The 19087-nt window shown below is 73.8% G+C and carries 17 protein-coding genes; 10 read left to right on the top strand and 7 right to left on the bottom strand.

Annotated elements, in window-relative coordinates:
* Positions 1–10 precede the first annotated feature (10 nt).
* Both ACIREO_RS09280 and ACIREO_RS09275 read right to left on the bottom strand, forming a co-directional pair.
* Positions 11–3187, bottom strand: a complete 3177-nt coding sequence (locus ACIREO_RS09280) for a sacsin N-terminal ATP-binding-like domain-containing protein (protein WP_404106886.1) — start codon at positions 3185–3187, stop codon at positions 11–13.
* A 245-nt stretch (positions 3188–3432) separates the two neighbouring features.
* Complete coding sequence (locus ACIREO_RS09275) at positions 3433–4365, bottom strand: DUF3027 domain-containing protein (protein WP_404106884.1); 933 nt, start codon at positions 4363–4365, stop codon at positions 3433–3435.
* 440 nt (positions 4366–4805) lie between these two features.
* Here ACIREO_RS09275 and ACIREO_RS09270 point away from each other — a divergent pair, with 440 nt between their 5' ends.
* The 4 genes from ACIREO_RS09270 to ACIREO_RS09255 are packed head-to-tail and all read left to right on the top strand — an operon-like array spanning position 4806 to position 8383.
* Positions 4806–6239, top strand: coding sequence for an MFS transporter (locus ACIREO_RS09270; protein WP_404106883.1), 1434 nt, complete (start codon positions 4806–4808; stop codon positions 6237–6239).
* 27 nt (positions 6240–6266) lie between these two features.
* Positions 6267–6749 (top strand): DUF2771 domain-containing protein, encoded by a 483-nt coding sequence (locus tag ACIREO_RS09265; RefSeq protein ID WP_404106881.1) that lies wholly within the window; start codon positions 6267–6269, stop codon positions 6747–6749.
* A 37-nt stretch (positions 6750–6786) separates the two neighbouring features.
* Positions 6787–7506, top strand: coding sequence for a futalosine hydrolase (locus ACIREO_RS09260; protein WP_404106880.1), 720 nt, complete (start codon positions 6787–6789; stop codon positions 7504–7506).
* Positions 7478–8383, top strand: a complete 906-nt coding sequence (locus tag ACIREO_RS09255) for a 1,4-dihydroxy-6-naphthoate synthase (protein WP_404106879.1) — start codon at positions 7478–7480, stop codon at positions 8381–8383. The genes ACIREO_RS09260 and ACIREO_RS09255 overlap by 29 nt, the downstream gene beginning before the upstream one ends.
* 40 nt (positions 8384–8423) lie before the next feature.
* Here the strand turns inward: ACIREO_RS09255 and ACIREO_RS09250 are convergent, their stop codons facing one another.
* Complete coding sequence (locus ACIREO_RS09250; RefSeq protein WP_404106878.1) at positions 8424–8807, bottom strand: cold-shock protein; 384 nt, start codon at positions 8805–8807, stop codon at positions 8424–8426.
* 167 nt (positions 8808–8974) lie between these two features.
* On the opposite strand from ACIREO_RS09250, the gene ACIREO_RS09245 reads away from it, so the two are divergent.
* The gene (locus ACIREO_RS09245; RefSeq protein ID WP_404106876.1) at positions 8975–9211 is read left to right on the top strand and encodes a hypothetical protein; all 237 of its coding nucleotides are present in this window, start codon (positions 8975–8977) and stop codon (positions 9209–9211) included.
* A gap of 23 nt (positions 9212–9234) precedes the next feature.
* Here ACIREO_RS09245 and ACIREO_RS09240 read toward each other — a convergent pair whose 3' ends face one another.
* Positions 9235–9852 carry an HAD family hydrolase gene (locus tag ACIREO_RS09240; protein WP_404106875.1) on the bottom strand — a complete coding sequence of 206 codons (618 nt, stop codon included), beginning with the start codon at positions 9850–9852 and terminating at the stop codon, positions 9235–9237.
* Positions 9853–10083: 231 nt separating this feature from the next.
* On the opposite strand from ACIREO_RS09240, the gene ACIREO_RS09235 reads away from it, so the two are divergent.
* The 4 genes from ACIREO_RS09235 to ACIREO_RS09220 are packed head-to-tail and all read left to right on the top strand — an operon-like array spanning position 10084 to position 14033.
* Positions 10084–11094, top strand: coding sequence for a FecCD family ABC transporter permease (locus ACIREO_RS09235; RefSeq protein ID WP_404106873.1), 1011 nt, complete (start codon positions 10084–10086; stop codon positions 11092–11094).
* Positions 11091–12176: a FecCD family ABC transporter permease gene (locus ACIREO_RS09230; RefSeq protein WP_404106871.1), complete on the top strand. Its 1086-nt coding sequence runs from the start codon at positions 11091–11093 to the stop codon at positions 12174–12176. The genes ACIREO_RS09235 and ACIREO_RS09230 overlap by 4 nt, the downstream gene beginning before the upstream one ends.
* Positions 12173–13048 carry an ABC transporter ATP-binding protein gene (locus tag ACIREO_RS09225; protein WP_404106870.1) on the top strand — a complete coding sequence of 292 codons (876 nt, stop codon included), beginning with the start codon at positions 12173–12175 and terminating at the stop codon, positions 13046–13048. The genes ACIREO_RS09230 and ACIREO_RS09225 overlap by 4 nt, the downstream gene beginning before the upstream one ends.
* A gap of 1 nt (position 13049) precedes the next feature.
* Positions 13050–14033 carry an ABC transporter substrate-binding protein gene (locus ACIREO_RS09220; protein ID WP_404106869.1) on the top strand — a complete coding sequence of 328 codons (984 nt, stop codon included), beginning with the start codon at positions 13050–13052 and terminating at the stop codon, positions 14031–14033.
* Between the two features lie 110 nt (positions 14034–14143).
* Here ACIREO_RS09220 and ACIREO_RS09215 read toward each other — a convergent pair whose 3' ends face one another.
* The 3 genes from ACIREO_RS09215 to ACIREO_RS09205 form a co-directional block, all read right to left on the bottom strand.
* The gene (locus tag ACIREO_RS09215; RefSeq protein WP_404106867.1) at positions 14144–14689 is read right to left on the bottom strand and encodes a TetR/AcrR family transcriptional regulator; all 546 of its coding nucleotides are present in this window, start codon (positions 14687–14689) and stop codon (positions 14144–14146) included.
* A 12-nt stretch (positions 14690–14701) separates the two neighbouring features.
* Positions 14702–15283 (bottom strand): sugar O-acetyltransferase, encoded by a 582-nt coding sequence (locus tag ACIREO_RS09210; protein WP_404106865.1) that lies wholly within the window; start codon positions 15281–15283, stop codon positions 14702–14704.
* A 65-nt stretch (positions 15284–15348) separates the two neighbouring features.
* On the bottom strand, positions 15349–16500 hold the full coding sequence (locus ACIREO_RS09205) for a hypothetical protein (protein WP_404106864.1): 1152 nt from the start codon (positions 16498–16500) through the stop codon (positions 15349–15351).
* 63 nt (positions 16501–16563) lie between these two features.
* On the opposite strand from ACIREO_RS09205, the gene ACIREO_RS09200 reads away from it, so the two are divergent.
* Complete coding sequence (locus ACIREO_RS09200; RefSeq protein WP_404106862.1) at positions 16564–19029, top strand: helicase C-terminal domain-containing protein; 2466 nt, start codon at positions 16564–16566, stop codon at positions 19027–19029.
* Positions 19030–19087 lie beyond the last annotated feature (58 nt).

The following is a 19087-nucleotide window of genomic DNA, read 5'->3' as shown; positions in this document are numbered from 1 at the left end:
ATCACATGATTCAGTCGAACCAGCGGTCCCGTGCCAGCTCCTCCGTGCGGGACGGGTCCTCCAGCAGCGCTGCCACCTCGAAGCGGCGCGGCCACTGGCCGGCCGCCCAGGCGAGACCGGCCGCCACGCCCTCCACCGTCGACGCGTGGACCACACCGTCGGGGGTGCGGCGCCAGTCCAGCTCGACGCCGCCCGCACGCAGTTCGCTGTGCTCGACATAGGTGCCGGGGGTCCCGGCGCCGAGCAGGATCCGTACGGACTCCGGCACGTGGTGCTCCTCGCCCTCCGTCGTCACCACGGCCTCGACGCTCTCGCCCAGCCGCCGCACCTGGAGCAGGTCCGCCAGCTCCGCCGCACGTGCCGGCGCGACCGGGAGCAGCGGGAGGCCGGCGGTCAGCGGCAGCAGGTCGGGGGCGTCGGCGATCACCACGTCCGCCGCGTCGGCGACCCGCACCTCGTCGTCCACGACGGCCCGCAGCTCGTCGGGGAGCGTGACCTGTTCGGGGTCCAGCTCGGCGAGCGCCGTGTACAGCGAATGCAGTTGTACGGGTCCGACGGGACGCTCCTCGTCGGCGAGCCGGCCCAGCAGCTCGGCCGCCCCGCCCGGCTCGTCCAGGAGTGCGGCCACCGAGGTCCGTACGCCGAGGGCGCGCAGCACCTCGGCGTCGTCGAAGCCCGTGGCGTCGGCGGAGTCGTACAGGCCCGCCAGGCGCGGGTCGCCGCCCGCCGCCCGCAGGCCTGCCGGGCGCCGGCCGTCGAGCACCGGGTGGTCGCGCAGCCACCACGCGGTGTAGGGCCGCACCGACTGCGTCGTACCGTCCGGGAGCAGCACCCGTACCGGCTGGGTCAGCGCGTCGCGCAGCGGCGGCCGGGCGAGCATCGCCAGCGCCTGCGGCCAGGCGTCGTCGTCGACGAGGTCCAGGTCGCGCACGGCGACGATCTCGGTGGCGACCGGCGGCACGGGGGTGTCCGGGAGCTGGTCCAGGACGTCCTCGCACCACACGTCGACGGCGTCGAGCAGACCGGCGTCGTCGGGCTCGGCGAAGTCGCTGTCGCGGGGCTCCAGTTCGTCCGGGTCCAGGACGACGTCGGTGGCGCGTACGAGGGCGAAGGTGGCCAGCACCCCGCAGGCGGTCAGGGGCTGTTCGCCCCAGCGTGCGGCCAGCTCCGCGTCACACAGGGCGAGTTCGCCCTCGCGCATCACCTGGGCGAACGGGCTGTCCGGCAGCACGAGTTCACCGGCGGGCGCGGGCTCGCCGTCCTCGTCGGGCAGGGCGAGCGCGCCCAGCCAGGGCTCGTCGCCGGGGGCGAGGTCCGCGTCACGTACGAGCGTGAGGACGGTGTCGGCGAGCTCGTCCCCGTCCAGGGCGTCCTCGTCCCAGATCTCGCCCGCGTCCAGTGAACCCGCGACAGCGGCCCTGACCTGCGGGGTCCGCAGGACGGCGCGGGGGGTGGCGGGCAGGGCGCCCAGCTTCTCCAGCAGCGGGTGGGCGGCGTCCGGGTGAGCCACCTTCAGCCCGAGCCTGGCCAGCCGGCCGAGGACGGGCGAGGTCAGCGCGTCCGGCAGCGGCAGGAGGACCTGGCGGGGGCCGATGGTGGTGCGGGGCGTGTCAGCGGAGCCGGCGAGGGGCACGGGCAGCCCGGAGAGCCGGTCGGGGTCGACACCGGCCAGGCTGTCGTACAGCCGCCGCCACCAGTCCGGGGCACGCTCCAGACCGGCCAGCCGGTCGATGGCCTCGGTCAGCGGGACCCGGGCGACCCCGAGCGTGCGCAGCTCGGCGCGGCGCTCAAGACCGGCGGGCAGCAGACAGGGCAGGACCTCGGCGAGGACCCGTACGGTCGCCTCGCCCACGCCTTCGACGACCTCGGCCTCGACGGGCCGCAGCGCGGTCGTCCCCGCACCCGGGGCCCCGGTGGCGTCCCAGTCGTCCCACTGGGCCGCGGCCTCGGCCGGGTCCCGGGGTGCGGCGGGCTCCAGGAACGCGACCCGGGGCAGCCGCCCCAGGATGGCGGCCCGCAGCGCGCCGTCGAGCCGCCCCTTGCCGAGCACGCCCGGCACCAGCGAGATCGTGGCGACGGACACGGGCTCCCACCCGGCGAGCAGCTCGGCGTAGGCGTCGGCCGCGCGCTCCACCAGGAAGTCGGTCAGCGGGCCCGGCGCGGGGTGCCTGCGGGTGGTGTCCAGCGGCAGCGAGGCGATCAGCAGCGCGGGGATCCCGAGGGGTTCGTCGGTGGGGGTCGGCGCGTGCACGACGGGTGCCGTACGGGGGTGCTGGGGCGCCCCGTCCTCGTCGACGGGCACGGCCCACGTCACGGACCAGTGCGGACGCAGCCGCTCCTCGACGGGCCGGTCGGCCAGCAGCGCGGGCTCCAGGGGGCCGTGTCCGACGGCGGTGCGCCAGCGGTGGAGGCCGCGCGCGGAGTCGTCGACATGCGTGTACGGGCCGTGCTGGGAGCGCCTCAACGTCCGTACACCGTCGGGGGTTTCGATGACGACCTCGTCGAGGCCGGCCAGGGTCAGGAGCAGCGCGTCGTCGACGCCGTCGAGCAGCCTGCTCACGAGGTCCTCGGCGACGCCGTCGCGGAGCGGCAGGACGACGACGGTGTCGTAACCGTCGGGCGCGGTGCCCTCGGCGGGCAGCGGGAGCCGGAGCAGCGGTACGTGTCCGTCACGGCGGCGCAGCTCGTCGCCGAGCCCGGGGCTGCCGACGGCCGCCTGCCGCGCGAGGTCGCGGGCCTCCGCGAGGGACCAGCGGACGCCTCCGTGGCGCCCGATCACGGCGGGCTCGTCGCTGACGGCGAGCACGGCGGCGAAGCCGACGCCGAAGCGGCCGACGGACGACTCGTGGCCCTCACGCTTGGCGGATGCCCGCAGCGTGCTCAGCGACTCGACGCCGGTCGCGTCGAGCGGGGCGCCGTTGTTGGCGGCGGCCAGGACGGCGGGGCTGCCGCCGCCCGCCTCGTGCAGAGTGAGGCGGAGCCGGCCGGGGACACCGGCGCGGGCGGCGGCGTCGGCCGCGTTCTGGGCGAGCTCGACGACCAGGCGGTCGCGGTAGCCGCCCAGCGCGAGGTCCTCCTCGGCGTTGGCGTCCTCCCGGAAGCGGGCCGGGCCGGCGCCCCAGGCGTCGAGCACGCCGCGCCGCAGCCGCGCCGTCCCGAACGGATCGGCCCCCTCGGTCGCATTCATGCTCACGCTCGTACTCCGCTCTTCCGGTGACCCGTGACGCCCAGTGTGCGCCCGAAGGTACCGCGACCGGAGCCGCCCCCATGAGCGGAGTTCGGCCGCACCGGGGCAAAATCGAGCCCGCCCGGCAATCAGGGCCTGGGGACAGGGCCTGGGGACAGGGCCTGGGGACAAAGCCTTGACCGGCGCAGCCTGGACCCCGCGACGTCCGGGCACCGCAAGCCCGGACCCCGCAGCGGGCAGGAGCGTCAGGAGTGGCCCAGGTCCTCCGTCGCGCCGTCCGGCCGGTCCGGGACCGAGCCCGAGGCGTCAGCCGGACGCAGGGAGTAGTCGTCCACCTGCATCGTGTCCAGCGCGTGCGGCGCCGGCTTCGGCGGCTTCGGCATGACCGCCGCCTCTGAGTGCCCCCCGCAGCCGTACGACAGGGAGACCACCCGGCCGTCCGCCGGGGCGAACTCGTTCGCGCAGACCCCGAAGGCCTGCTTCAGCGAGCCCGCCATCGGCACCAGGAACGCACAGGTGACACAGGACGCGGGCGCCGCCTGCGCCATGGGCGTCTTCGCGCCGAACTCCTCGTCCCAGCGGTCCGCCGCCAGCCGCAGCCCGTAGCGGGACAGCACCCGCGCACGCCGCGTGCCGAGCTCGTCCGCGACCGCCGCGATCGAGCCGCGGCGCGTCCCCGGCAGGGGCGTCAGCTCCGCGTCCTCGACGTCGGCGAGAGCGGCCAGCTCCTGGGACACCTCGGAGACCGCGGAATTCGGCAGGGGCTCGTCCTCGCCCGTCCAGCCGGGCTCCAGGCGCGGGTCCTCCGCCTCGGTGGGCAGCAGGTCGCCCGGGCCCATGTCGCCGGGCCTCAGCCGCTCGCTCCAGGGCACCCACTCGGGGGCCAGGAGCGCGTCGGAGCCGGGCAGCAGCACCGTTTCGTCAAGGGTGATGTTCTTGGCGCGGGAGGCCCTGGCTACCGTCACCGCCCAGCGCCAGCCCCGGTAACCGGGCTCCTTGGACTCGAAGTAGTGCGTGACCACCCGGTCACCTTCGGAGACCAGGGCCACATGCTCACCCACCACTCCTGGCGCGGCCGCCTCCTCCGCCGCCGCGCGTGCGAGGTCTACCGCCTCGGCGCACAGACGGTCAGGGGCGGGGGTACGGGCCGTACGGCTTCGCGTCGTCGCAGCACTCACAGGTCTCGCTTCTCTCCATACGCCGTCTCACGAGCGCGCCAGCAGCTCCATCGATGTCCGATTTCGGCCATGACAGTTGTGGGCGGAGCGGACCTGGGGGCCGCGTCGACGTCCACACCCGTTGTGCCTGCCTCGGGCGCGCCTTCTGCCACCCATTCTGCGGGATCGCGGAGAGGCGCGCGGCCAAGAACAACCGCCGGTGGCGCGTGAGTGCACGCTACCCTCTCCGCCGCCCCGCGCCCACCTGCCCGTCCCAAACAGGACCGGAACCCTTACGTAACGGTCCGGATCCACCGCCGGGCGAAGGGCGGATCCGCCCTGGACCGATGGTGCGTCCCAGCCATTTCCGGCCCGGAACGACTCGCCCGACGGAGCGTCCGCCGCCACGCCCCGGCCCGATCATGGGTTCGTGACGGCGGGGGGTGGGGCACTATGACCACGTGACTGCCGCCAGGTCGTCCGACGGATCCGGTCCGCTCCGCAGGGCGGGCCGGGCGATGGGGCGTGCCCTGCGCGCCCCGTTCACGGGCACCGCACGGGGGATCCGCAAGGCGACCCACGCCCATGGGGCGGGCGAGTCCGGCCTCGGCAAGCTGATCGAGCTGCACGCGGTCAACGGCGCCGGGGACGTCATGATCACCGTGGCGCTCGCCTCCACGGTGTTCTTCTCCGTACCGACGGACGAGGCACGCGGGCGCGTCGCCCTGTACCTCGCCGTCACCATGGCCCCCTTCACCCTGCTCGCCCCGGTGATCGGCCCCCTCCTGGACCGTCTGCCGCACGGCCGCCGCGCAGCGATGGCCGGTGCGATGTTCGCCAGGGCGGTGCTCGCGATCACGATGTCGGGCGCGGTGGCCACGGGCGGCCTGGAGCTGTATCCGGCGGCGCTGGGCGTCCTGGTCTCCTCGAAGGCGTACGGGGTCGTGCGCAGCGCCGTCGTGCCCCGTCTCCTGCCGCCCCGCTTCTCCCTGGTGAAGGCCAATTCACGGGTCACCCTGGCCGGTCTGCTGGCCACGGGTGTCGCGGCGCCGATCGGGGCGGGGCTGCAGAGCATCGGTTCCCCCTGGCCGCTCTACGGCGCCTGCGCGATCTTCCTCGGCGGGACCGTCCTCGCCTTCACTCTGCCGCCCAAGGTCGACTCCGCGAAGGGCGAGCGCAAGGCCCGCCTCGTGGTCCCGCACGAGGAGGCGGCCCGCCCGGTCGTCACCGGCCGGAGGACCAAGTGGGGCAGGAGCGGCAGCACGAGAACCGTCGGAAGGCGCGGGCGGGAGAAGCCGCCCGGGCTGCGGTCCGTCGGGCCGTCCGTCCTGCACGGTCTCCAGGCGAACGCCGCGCACCGCGCGCTCTCCGGCTTCCTCATCTTCTTCCTGGCGTTCCTGCTGCGCGAGCACCCCCTGTCGGGGCAGAGCGCGGCCGTCTCCCTCGGAATCGTCGGGGTCGCGGCCGGGGCCGGCAACGCCTTCGGCACGGCGGTCGGCTCGTGGCTGAGGGCACGCGGCCCCGAGGTGATCGTCGCGACGGTGCTGGGGCTCGCCCTGGGGGTCGCCGTGCTCGCCGCCGCGTTCTTCAGCACGGTGATGGTCGCCGCTCTCGCCGCGGTCGCGGGCTTCACGCAGGCCCTGTCGAAGCTGTCGCTGGACGCGATGATCCAGCGCGACGTGCCGGAGGAGGTGCGTACGTCGGCCTTCGCCAGGTCGGAGACGCTGCTCCAGATGGCCTGGGTGGCCGGCGGCGCGATCGGCATCGCGCTCCCCCTCAACGGAGTACTCGGCATGTCCGTCGCCGCGGGGCTCCTCGGACTCGGCGCCGCAGCCTCCGTACGGGGCCTCCTGGGGGCCGCACGGCGCGGCTCACCGCACCCCCGCGTGGCATGAGCGGCACCGACCGATAACCTTCGGCGCATGACCGTTGCGTTCTTCTCCGGTAAGGGCCGTCGAATCGGCGTCGCTCTTGGTGCCGTGTCCGCGGGACTCCTTGTCCTGTCCGCCTGCGACAAGCCGACGCCACTCGCCACCGTGACGGTCGGCGACAACTCGGTGAGCGCCGAGGCGTCCTGCTACAACGACGGCAAGGCCCTCAAGGAGTCCGAGATCCAGGGCTGCCTGAACAAGAAGGCGGAGGACACCGTCAAGGTCGCGATGGACGACAAGGTCCGCTTCGGCGTCGACCCCGAGATCGCCGACCACGGCTGGTCCCTCTTCATCAACGGCCAGCAGGCCGAGCAGGAGCCGTACAAGAAGACCTACCGGTCGATCCCCGGCAGCGCCTTCTTCGCCAGCCAGACGGGCGAGACCACGGCGGACAAGACCCAGGTCAGCATCGTCGAGACGAAGGGTCAGAAGCTCACGGGCGTCTGGCACTTCCAGCTCAAGAAGACCTCCTGACGTCCTGACCGCCCCTCCGACCCCGAGGACCACCGCTGTGCGGGTGCTTGTCGTGACCGCTGTCCCGGCCGAACGGGACGCGGTCACGCGTGCTTTCGCGGACGGGCCGCGGATACGTGAGGTGCCGGGCGCCGAGCTGCACCTGGCCGGCCCGTTCGACGTCCTCGCGGGCGGCGCGGGTCCGGCCGCCGCTGCGGCCGCCACCGCCTGCGCCCTCGCCGCCGCGTCCGCATCGACGCCGTACGCGGCCGTCGTCTCGGCCGGCATCGGCGGCGGCTTCGCACCCGCCGCGCCCGTCGGCTCCCTCGTCGTGGCGACCGGCATCGTCGCCGCGGACCTGGGCGCCGAGACCCCGGACGGTTTCGTGCCCGTCACCGGTCTCGGCTTCGGCAGGGACTCCTTCCTGCCGCCCGAGGCGCTCGTACGGGACGTGGCGGAGGCCACCGGCGCCGTGCCGGGCCCCGTCCTCACCGTCTCCACCGTGACCGGCAGCGCGGCCCGCACCGCCGAGCTGCTGGCCGCGCATCCCGGAGCCGTCGCCGAGGCCATGGAGGGCTTCGGCGTCGCGGAAGCCGCCGACAGGTTCGGCGTGCCGGCGCTGGAGCTCCGGGCCGTCTCGAACACCGTGGGGCCGCGCGACCGCGGGGCCTGGCGTATCGGCGACGCCCTGGCGGCTCTCACCGAGGCGTTCGGGAAGACCGCACCCGTAGTGGAAAGTTGGACCTGGCATGACCGACTCGACCGACACAGTGACTGACACCGCGACGAACTCCGCCGGCGCCTCGCACCCCGCGCTGCGGATCGCGTTCTCGCCGTGCCCGAACGACACCTTCGTCTTCGACGCCTGGGCGCACGGAAGGGTCCCCGGCGCGCCCGCCCTCGATGTCACCTTCGCCGACATCGACATCACCAACGGCATGGCCGAGCGCGGCGAGCTCGACGTCCTGAAGGTGTCGTACGCCGTCCTCCCGTGGGTACTCGACGAGTACGCGCTGCTGCCGTGCGGCGGGGCCCTGGGGCGTGGCTGCGGGCCGCTCGTCCTCACGAGGGAGCCGGGCACGGACCTGACGGGGAAGACCGTCGCCGTGCCGAGCGAGCGCTCCACCGCCTATCTGCTGTTCCGGCTGTGGGCGGCCGAGGTCGTGCCGGGCGGCGTGGGCGAGATCGTCGTCATGCCGTTCGACGAGATCATGCCGGCGGTGCGCGACGGCCGGGTGGACGCCGGGCTCGTGATCCACGAGGCCCGTTTCACCTACCGGAACTACGGTCTGCACAGCCTCGCCGACATGGGCGAGCACTGGGAGTCGACCACCGGCCTGCCGATCCCCCTCGGCGCGATCATCGCGAAGCGCTCGCTGGGCGAGGAGACGCTGAACCGGCTGTCGGACTCGATCCGTACGTCGGTGCGGATGGCCTGGGACGACCCGGAGAAGTCGCGTCCGTACGTCCTGGAGCACGCCCAGGAGATGGACCCGGCCGTGGCCGACCAGCACATCGGGCTGTACGTGAACGAGTTCACCGCCGACCTCGGCGAGGACGGCTACGCGGCGATCCGCGGCCTGCTGACCCGGGCCGCGGCCGAGGGCCTCGTGCCGGCGCTGGCGCCGGACGCGTTCTCCGTCACCGGGCGCTGATCAGGGACGCCCGGGCCCTGCCCGGGCGTCCCCGTGTCCGTCAGACGTCGAGCTGGTCGGCGACCGCCCTCAGCAGGCCGGCGATCTTCGCGCCGGCCGCCTTGTCGGGGTAGCGGCCCCGCTCCAGCAGCGGCGTGATGTTCTCCAGCACCGTCGTCAGGTCCTGCACGATCGAGGCCAGCTCGTCCGGCCTGCGCCGCTGTGCGGCGGCGACGGACGGCGTGGGGTCGAGGATCACCACGGAAAGGGCCTGGTCACCGCGCTGGCCCGCGACCACGCCGAACTCGACGCGCTGACCGGGCTTGAGCGCGTCGACGCCGGCCGGGAGGACGGAGGAGTGGACGAAGACGTCGGCGCCGTCGTCGCGCGAAAGAAAGCCGAAGCCCTTTTCCGAATTGAACCATTTGACCTTACCCGTGGGCACGTCTGTCCTCGTCCTCGTACTCGTCGGTGCACGGAAGAGCCGTGAAAAACGGCTCCGGATAGCAGTACAGCGGGTCAGAGACCCGCCATGCCCCAGGCTAATGGGCCCGGAGCCGGACACAAGACGTCGCCGATTGGTTCCGCCGAGCTGGGAACTACCCTGACCGGGTGAGTACTACTCCTTCAGGCGCAGGCGACTGGCTCGTACAGGTCGGCGCGATCGTCTTCTTCATCGGCGCACTGGCCACCCTGGTCACCGTGGCCCCGCTGTTCCTGGGCACCGACCCGTTCCCGTCCGTCGCCTACGTGGTGTGCATGCTGATGGGCCTCGGCTTCCTGATCGCGGCGGCGGGGGTGGTGCGGTCCGTGTGGAAGAACTCCCCGAAGCGCGCCGCCGCGAGGTAGCGGCCGGGCCTTCCTGTGGTGCGTCAGGCCGCCGCGAAGGTCCGCAGCCAGGCGGGGAACACCGTGAGGTCCGGCAGGATCACGTCGGCTCCGGCCGCCCGCAGTTCCTCCTCGTCGCACGGGCCGGTGGTGACGCCGACCGACAGCGCGTTCGCCGCGCGCGCTCCCCGTACGTCCCCGGTGTGGTCGCCGACGTAGATCCGCGCGCCGTGCTCCAGGAGCGCTTCCGCCTTGCCCTCGGCCCAGAGCCCGCCGATCAGCACGTCCGCCGCTATGCCGAGGTGCGCGAGGTGGAGCTTGGCGTTCGGTTCGTACTTGGCGGTGACGACCATGGCCCGCCCGCCGAGTGCCTGGACCGCCTCGACGGCCTCCCGGGCGCCGGGGAGCGCGGTCGTCCCTGTGATCGCCGTGTCCGGGTAGATCGCGCGGTAGCGGTCGCAGGCCCCGGCGATCGCGTCGGCCGGGAACCAGTTCTCCATCTCGTCCTGGAGCGGCGGGCCGAGCCGGCTGACGACCAGGTCGGTGTCGATGTACACCCCCGTCTCGGCGGCCAGTGTCTCGTAGGCGGCCTTGATGCCGGGCCGGGAGTCGATGAGGGTCATGTCGAGGTCGAATCCGACCGTCAGGGTGGGTGAAGGCATGTGGTCCATTGTGCCGACCGCCCCGGCCCCGCCGCCCGGCCGTCCACCAGGCGGTGCGGCAGCGGCCACGGGCATACGGACCCACCGCGCCCATTCCCCCTGCCGAGGGGCGACCGAGCCCATGGGCGCCAGGAGCGGGCTCATCGGCCACCCATAGACTTAGCCAAGCCTTACCTCGTAATGCCCTGGTTCCCGCATTCCCTGGCCCCTCGCTCACCCCGATTGGTTCCGATGGCAGCCGCCGCTCCACGCCTGTCCAGACGCGCGCTCGCGATCGCTGCCGCCGCCGTCGCCCTGGTGTTCGCCGTCCTGCTCAGCCTCGCCGTGGGGGCGCGGACCATCGCGCCGTCCGCGGTCCTGGACGCCCTGCTGCACGGCGGGCACTCCGACGCCGCCGAGGTGATCCGGCAGATGCGGGTGCCGCGCACCGTGATCGGGCTGATGGTCGGCGCGGCGCTCGCCCTCGCGGGCACGGTGCTCCAGGGCATCACCCGTAACCCCATCGCCGACCCGGGGATCCTCGGGATCAGCCAGGGCGCGTCGGTGGCCGTGGTCCTGGCCATCGCCTACGCCGGGATCCACACCCTCACCGGCTATGTGTGGTTCGCCTTCGCCGGGGCCGCCGTGGCGTCCGTCGCCGTGTACGCCATCGCCTCCCGGGGGCGTGGCGGTGCGACACCGGTGAAGCTCGCGCTGGGCGGAGCCGCGATCAACGCGCTGCTGGTGTCGGTGACCATGGCGGTGCTGACCACCAAGGCGTCGGCGCTCGACGAGTTCCGCTTCTGGCAGGTGGGCTCGATCGCCGGCCGTGAGGCCCAGGTCGCCCAGCAGATCTGGCCGTTCCTGCTGATCGGCGCCGCCCTCGTGGTGTCCGTGGCGCGCGGGCTCGACGCGCTGGCGCTGGGCGAGGACGTCGCGAAGGGCCTGGGGCAGAACGTCGCGGCCGTCCGCATCGTCGGCGGCATCGGGGCCACCGTGCTCACCGGCGCGGGCGTCGCGGCGGCCGGACCGATCGCCTTCGTCGGCCTCGCGGTGCCGCACATCGCCCGCGCGATCGTGGGCGGCGACCACCGCTGGGTGCTGCCGATGGCGGCCCTCGTCGGGCCCGTGATGCTCCTCGTCTCCGACGTCGTCGGCCGGGTCCTGTTCCCGCCCGGCGAGGTCCCGGCAGGCGTGATGACGGCGCTGATCGGCGTCCCGTTCCTGGTCACCCTCGTACGCCGGAAGGCGGTGCCCGCATGAGCGCGGACACGGCAGTGCCCGTACGGCCTCCGGTCCGCCCCGCCGGCTACCGGGTCGTGCGGGTCGGGAAGCGTGGCCGCTTCCTGCTCCACCGGCGGGCCGGGCTCGTCGCGGTGGCCCTCGTCGTCCTGCTGGCGGCGGTGTGTGTCGCCTACCTCTGCGTCGGCGAGAGCTTCGTGGCGCCCGCGGAGGCCGTGAAGGTCGTCCTCGGGCAGCCGTCGCCGGACGAACTGGTCGTGGGCACCCTGCGGCTGCCCCGCATGGTGGTCGGGCTGCTCGTCGGCGCGGCCTTCGGGATCGCCGGGGCGCTGATCCAGACCGTCGCCCGCAATCCGCTCGCCAGCCCCGACATCATCGGCATCAGCCAGGGCGCGAGCGCGCTCACCGTCGGCGCGATGACCTTCGGCCTCACCTCGTACACCGTCCTGCCCTACCTCTCCGTCATCGGCGGCATCGCCGCCGCCGTGCTCGTGTACGTCTTCGCGTGGCGCGGCGGGCTCCACGCGACCCGCTTCGTCCTCATCGGGATCGGCTTCGCGATCGCCCTGCGGTCGGTGACGACCCTGTTCCTGACGAAGGGCGACTACCTGGTCGCCCAGCAGGCGCAGATCTGGATGACGGGTTCCCTCAACGGCCGCGGCTGGGACGAGGCCGCCCCGATCGGCTGGGCGCTCCTGGTCCTGCTGCCCGCCGTGGCGTGGGCGGCGCGCGCGCAGCGCACCGTCTCGATGGACGACGACACCGCGACGGCCCTGGGCGTGCGCCTGGGGCGCGTCCGGCTGGGGCTCATCGCCCTCGGGGTGGTCCTGGCGTCCGTGGCGACGGGGACGGCGGGGCCGGTCGACTTCGTGGCGCTGCTCGCCCCGCAGATCGCCCGCCGGATGACCCGTACGGCACAGATCCCGCTGCTGTGCTCGGCGCTGCTCGGCGCCGTCATCGTCGTCTTCGCGGACCTGCTGGCCCGCAGGCTCTTCTCGCCCACCGAGCTTCCGGTGGGTGTGCTGACGGCGGCGGTCGGCGCCCCGTATCTGATCTGGCTGATCATCCGTGGCCACGGTGGCCGCACTGGAGGCAACGCATGACGACGACCCGGTCCACGGACACCGCCACGTCCAGGCTCTCGGCGCGCGCCCTGACCCTCGCCTACGACGACCGCACCGTCGTGCACGAGCTGGACCTGGCCGTGCCCGACGGATGCGTGACGGTCATCGTCGGCCCCAACGCCTGCGGCAAGTCGACGACCCTGCGCGCGCTGGGCCGGCTGCTGAAGCCGGCCGGCGGGTCGGTGCTCCTGGACGGTACGGAGCTGTCACGCATCCCCACGCGCACGATCGCCCGGTCGGTCGGGCTGCTCCCGCAGACTCCCGTGGCCCCCGAGGCGATCACCGTCTCCGACCTGGTCGCCCGTGGCCGCCAGCCCCACCAGCGCTGGTGGCAGCAGTGGTCGGACGCGGACGAGCGGGCGGTGACGGAGGCCATGGAGCGTACGGACATCACCGCCCTCGGCGACCGGCCGGTGGACGAGCTGTCCGGGGGCCAGCGTCAGCGGGTGTGGATCGCGATGGCGCTCGCACAGGACACCGATCTGCTGCTGCTCGACGAGCCGACGACGTATCTGGACATCGCGCACCAGGTCGAGGTCCTGGACCTGGTGCGCCGGCTCGCCGCTCCGGCGGCGGACGGCTCCCGGGGACGGACCGTCGTCACCGTCCTGCACGACCTCAACCAGGCCGCCAGGTACGCCGACCACCTCGTCGCGATGAAGGCGGGACGCATCGTCGCCGAGGGGCGGCCCGGGGATGTCGTGACCGCGGAACTCGTACGTGATGTCTTCGGCCTGGAAGCCGTCGTCGTCCCGGACCCGGTGACGGGTTCGCCGCTCGTCGTCCCCGGCGCGCCCTGGTCTCCCGCCCCGTCCTCCTCCGCCCCGTCCTCCTCCGGAAAGGCTCTCTGACATGCGCACACCTCCTGCGGCTCGTCTGCTCACCACCGGTTCGCTGGCCCTCGCCACCGCGCTGGCCCTCACCTCCTGCGGCTCGTCGGACTCCGGATCCGGTTCCGGCGGCTCTGCCTCGTCCTCCGGCGGCAAGACCCACACGGTCGCCACGGCCATGGGCAACATCAAGGTCCCCGTCGCCCCGAAGCGGGTCGTCGTCCTGGACACCGCCGAGCTGGACTCCGCGCTCACCCTCGGGGTGAAGCCGGTCGGCGCCACGCACACCGGCACGGAGTCGGGCTACCTGAGCTACCTGCCGAAGGAGAAGGTCGCGGGCATCAAGGACGTCGGCGAGATGACGACGCCGAACCTGGAGGCCATCGCGGGGCTGAAGCCGGACCTGATCCTCACCAGCAAGATCCGCCACGGCGACAAGTACGACGAGCTCTCGGAGATCGCGCCGACCGTGATGACGGAGAACACGGGCTATCCCTGGAAGGAGAACTTCCAGGTCCACGCCAACGCGCTCGGCAAGGTCCCGGCGGCCGAGAAGGTCATCGCCGGCTACGACGCGCATGTCGGCGAGGTCACCGAGGCGCTCGGCGGCAAGGAGAAGGCTGCGGCCACCGAGGTCAACATGGTGCGGTTCGTGGAGGGCGCCGACATCCGCATCTACGGCCGCCAGAGCTACATCGCGACGATCCTCGCCGACGTCGGCCTCGGGAGGCCCGCGATCGTGGACAAGGCCAAGGACGGCTTCTCGTACGACGTCAGCCCGGAGAAGATCGACCAGGCCGACGCGGACGTCGTCTTCCACTCGACGTACGGGGACGCGGAGAAGTCCAAGCAGAAGCAGACCGTGGGCAGCGGGCTGTGGAAGAACATGGGCGCGGTGAAGGCCGGCAGGGCGTTCCCCGTCGAGGACGAGCTGTGGATCCAGGGCATCGGCTACACGGCGGCGGACAAGATCCTGGACGAGCTCAGGGCGGACCTGACGAAGTAGGGCTGAAGCCTGTGGGGCGCGGTGTCAGGTCCGCGCCCCACAGGCGGTTCGGGGGGCCTGGCCTGCTGGTGCCGCAGCAGGCGACGTTCGCCCCGTCGCGACGCCCGGCACTAGGCGCCGGACGTCATCCGCAGCACCGCCAGCCGCGTCAGCTCGCGGCCCTGCGGCTCGGTGTCGAGGGACCGGTGCAGGGCCAGCCCCTCGATCAGCGCGTCCAGCTGACGGGCCGTGTCCGGGTCGAAGTGCTGCTCCAGCAGACGGCGGCTGCGGTTCATCCACGCGTGGGTGAGCTCGCGGTACTCGTCGCGCCGGGCGGCCAGGGTGTAGAGCTCCTGGGTGAGGACGAGATCCCGCCGGGGGCCCTCGGAGAGCACGTGGATCAGGTCGGTGACGGCCTCACGGGCCTGCTCGGGGGTGCCGGCCCGGCCCAGGTACAGCTCGAAGACGGCCACGATGTGGTCGGCGAAGCGGGTGAAGGCCTCGCGCAGCAGGTCGTCCATGCCGTCGAAGTGATACGTCATCGAGCCCAGCGGCACATCGGCGCGGCCTGCGATCTTGCGGTGGGAGACGCCGGCGACGCCCTCCTCGGCGATGTGGTCGAGCGTGGCGGCGAGGATGCGCTCGCGCCGCTGCGGGTCCGTGCGTCCGGTGGCCATGGGGCAGCCCGGTCAGACGCTGCGGACGACGCGGGCGGGGTTGCCCACGGCGACGACGTCGGCGGGAACGTCCTTCGTGACCACGGCTCCCGCCCCGATCACGGAGTTGTCGCCGATGGTCACCCCGGGGCAGACGATGACTCCGCCGCCGAGCCAGACGTTGTCACCGATGGTGATGGGGAGCGCGGCTTCCAGCTTGTCCCGGCGGGGCTCCGGCTCCACGGGGTGGGTGGGGGTCAGGAGCTGGACGTTGGGGCCGATCTGGCAGTCCTCGCCGATGGTGATGCGCGCGACGTCCAGCGCGGTGAGGTGGTAGTTGACGAAGGTGCGGGCGCCGATCGTGATGTTGCTGCCGTAGTCGACGTACAACGGCGGGCGCAGGTCGACGCCTTCGCCCACGGAGTCCAGCAGCTCGGCGAGGATCGTCCTGGCGGCGTCGGCGTCCTCGGTGCAGGCGGCCTGGAAGCGGGCCGCGAGGCGCATCGCACGCTGCTGCCGCTCGGCGATCTCCGGGTCGTCGGCGACGTAGAGGTCACCGGCGAGCATGCGCTCGAGGTTGGTACGCGGATCGTTGGCGAAGTAGTCCGTCGGCATGCGGGCGATCGTACCCCCTGAGGTGTACGAACGTACACTCCGAGGCCCCGCGCGCCCGCCGGTCCTCACCCCGACAGCCTGCGCGCCCGCCACACCAGATACAACGCCGACGCCACCGCCGCCACCCGGATCACCACGGGCCAGACCTCCGTCATCGCGTCGCCCATCGCGTCCGCCGCGAGGGGTTCGCCCCAGCGGCCGTCCATGCGCCCCCACAGCCAGGCGACGGCCCCGGCCACGACCACGCCCGGCAGACCCAGCGCGACCCACTTCGCCTCCGCGCGCGAGAACTTGCGCGAGCTGTACGCCAGCAGCCAGCCACCCGCGAGCGCCAGCCACGACCCGAGCACGGCACCGGCGACCAGCAGCGCAGCGGCCAGCAGCAGCAACGGGTTCGACAGCCGGGGCCGCACGGCCACCTCACCGTCGACGACGGCCCGCCGACGGCGGCGCAGCCGCAGCTTCCGCCGCCGGGGCGCGGGCGGCTCGGCCCCCTCCGCGCCCTCCGTCGGCCCGGGCTCCTCCGCCTCGACCGGTGCGCGCGGCCCCGGGGCCTTCGGGGCGCCCGGCAACCCGAACAGCTCGGGGCTCTCCAGCCCGCCGACGAACCCGGGCACGGCGGTGCCGGGACCCATGGCCCCCGGCGCGCCCTGCCCGCCCTGGCCGCCTTCACCGAAGGGCCCCGGCTCGATCCGCCACCACTCGGGCTCCGCGCCTGCCGGGGCCTGGTCCAGGCCCGCCATGTGCGGCGCGGACGCCGACGGCCAGTTCGGATCGGGCTCTCCGGATGCCCGCCCCTCGGTGTCCGGCTCCCCGAGGCCGGGATCCGGGCTCCCGGCGGTGCCCTTCCCCTCGCGGCCCGGCGACGCGCCCTTGCGCGAAGCGGCTTTCCTGAGCACACTCCGCCGCGCCCGCGGCACCCCGCGCGGTTCGGCCGCTCCCGCGCCCGCGTCCGTCCTCGGCGACGGAACGGCCGCCGCCCCGTCGCCCGACTCGGCTGCCGCGGACACGAGTTCACCCGGGGCGCCGAGCCGGCCGATGATCCGCCGGACCTCGGCCGGAGAGTCCGAGCCGTCCGTGGAGCGCTGCCGGTCGATCTCGCCACGGAGCGTCGCGACGAGTCTCATCCGGGCGCCCGAGGACAGCTGTTGCTGCTGCGCCAGGTCACCGACCCGGCTGAGATAGTCGTAGACGAGCTGGTCGCTCTCGATCCCCACGCGATCGTCCTCCCTCCACCGCCCTGCCCCGACGGTAGCGTTCCAGGGGCTACCGTGGGACGGATGGGGACGACCACACCACCGCGCACGCTCGCCGAAGCTCTGCGCGCCCGGAGCGACGAATCGCTGGCGGGGCTGCTGCGTGCCCGCCCCGACCTGCTCAGCCCCGTGCCGAACGACATCACCCAGCTGGCGACGCGGGCCGGCACGCGCGCCTCCGTCGTCCGGGCGCTGGAGCACCTCGACCGCTTCGCCCTGCAGACCGCGGAGGCGCTGGCCGTGGCGCCCGACCCGGCACCGTACGACACGCTGCTCGCCCTCCTCACCGGTGACGGCCAGGACGACGGCGACGGGCGCGACGAGGCGGGCGCGGCGATCACCGCCGCGCTGCCCGGCGCCCTCGCGACCCTGCGTGAACAGGCCCTGGTCTGGGGCGAGGACACCCGGCTGCACCTTGTGCGCACCGCGCGCGAACTGCTCGCCCCGTCCCCGCAGCACCCCTCCCCCACGGGCCTCGGCCCGACCGTCTCGGAGGCCACGGCCGGGATGTCGCCCGGCAGGCTGCAAGAGATCCTGACCGCCGCCGGGCTGCCCGCCACCCACGACCCGGTGTCCGCGGTCGCCGCGCTGGCCGGGCTCTTCACGGACCGGACCAGGATGGCGGAGCTGCTCGACACCGCCCCGGTCGAGGCGCTGGCCGTGCTCGACCGGCTGGTCTGGGGCCCGCCGTACGGGGAGCTCACCCCGAACCCCGCCCCGCCCGTGCAATGGCTGCGCGACCGCGGGCTGTTGCTGCCCGTGTCGACGCGCACCGTCGTCCTGCCGCGCGAGGCGGCCCTGCATCTGCGGGCCGGCCGCGCCCACCGCGTCCCCGAGCCCATGCCGCCGGCCCTCGTCGCGGCGGCCGAGCGGGATCCCCAGGCTGTGGACAGAGCGGCGGCCGGCCAGGGCTTCATGGCCCTGTCCACCGTCGAGGAGCTGCTCAAGCTCTGGAACAACGGCGGCCCGGCCATACTCCGCGCGGGCGGCCTGAGCGTGCGCGAACTGAAGCGTGCCGCCGCCGCGCTCGACGTGTCGGAGCCCGTCGCCGCGTTCTGGATCGAACTCGCCTACGCGGCGGGCCTGCTGGCCTCCGACGGCGAGACCGACGAACGGTACGCACCGACGCCCGCCTCCGACGAGTGGCTCGACCTCTCCGCCCAGGACCGCTGGACCCACCTCGCCACCGCCTGGCTCGCCGCCACCCGCACCGCGGGCCTGATCGGTGGCCAGGACTCCAAGGGCCGGGCGCTGTCCACGCTCGGCCCCGACCTGGACCGCTCGGCCGCACCCGAGGTACGCCACCGGGTCCTGGCCCTGTTCGCCTCACTCCCGCCGGGCACCGCACCCGACCCGCAGACCCTGCTGGCCCGGCTCCGCTGGGAACGGCCGCTGCGCACCTCGGCCCCGGGCGGGCCGACGACACCGGGCGAAGCCTCCGACCTCCGCTCCCGGATCGCCCTGTGGACGGTCAACGACGCGGAGACGCTCGGGATCACCGGCCGCGGCGCCCTCTCCTCCCAGGCCCGCGCCCTGCTCGACGAGGGCCCCGACGCCGCCGCCGCCCGCCTCGCCCCGCTGATCCCCGAACCCCTGGACCACGTCCTGCTACAGGCCGACCTGACGGCGGTCGCCCCCGGCCCGCTGGAACGCCCGCTCGCCGACACGCTCTCGGTGCTCGCCGACATCGAGTCCAAGGGCGGCGCGACGGTCTACCGCTTCACCCCCGGCTCCGTACGCCGCGCGCTCGACGCCGGACGGGCAGCGACGGACCTGCACGCCTTCCTGGCCACCCACAGCCGTACGCCGGTGCCGCAGCCGCTGAGCTACCTCATCGACGACGTGGCGCGCCGCCACGGCCATCTGCGGATCGGCGCCGCCTCCGCCTACGTACGCTGCGACGACGAGGCCGTGCTCAACGAGATCCTCGCCGACAAGCGCTCGGCCACCCTGCGGCTGCGGCGGCTCGCACCGACCGTCATGGCCGCGCAGGCGGACCCGGGCTCGCTTCTCGAAGGACTGCGCGAGATGGGGTACGCCCCGGCCGCCGAATCCGCCGAGGGCGACGTCCTGATCACCCGCGCCGGCGCCCGCCGCACCCCGCCGCGCACGCCGCCCGCCCCCGTCCCCGAGGGCCCGCCGGTCCCGGACAGCACCCTGCTGAACGCCGCGGTCCGGGCAGTACGGGCCGGCGACACGGCGGCCAGAGCCGTCCACAGGGACGGCCCGGACACAGCCACGGCGGGCTCCCTCCCGCGCACGACCAGCGCCGAGACCCTGGCCACGGTGCAGGCGGCCGCGATGACAGGCTCGGCCGTCTGGATCGGCTACGTCAACGCGGACGGCGCGGCCAGCCAGCGGGTGATCGCCCCGGTCAAGGTGGAGGGCGGCTTCGTGACCGCGTACGACCACACGGCGGACGAGGTCCGGACGTATCCGCTGCACCGGATCACGGGCGTCGCGGAACTCCCCGACGACCAGCCGACCTGACCGCCCCGGTCCGCTACGGAGGCGTTGGGAAGTTACGGACACACATCGGCCCCATTTG

The organism is Streptomyces sp. NPDC102441, assembly GCF_044765585.1.
GTDB lineage: Bacteria > Actinomycetota > Actinomycetes > Streptomycetales > Streptomycetaceae > Streptomyces.
Note: the sequence above shows the minus strand (reverse complement) of the source record. Positions and strands in the feature narration are given on the sequence as shown.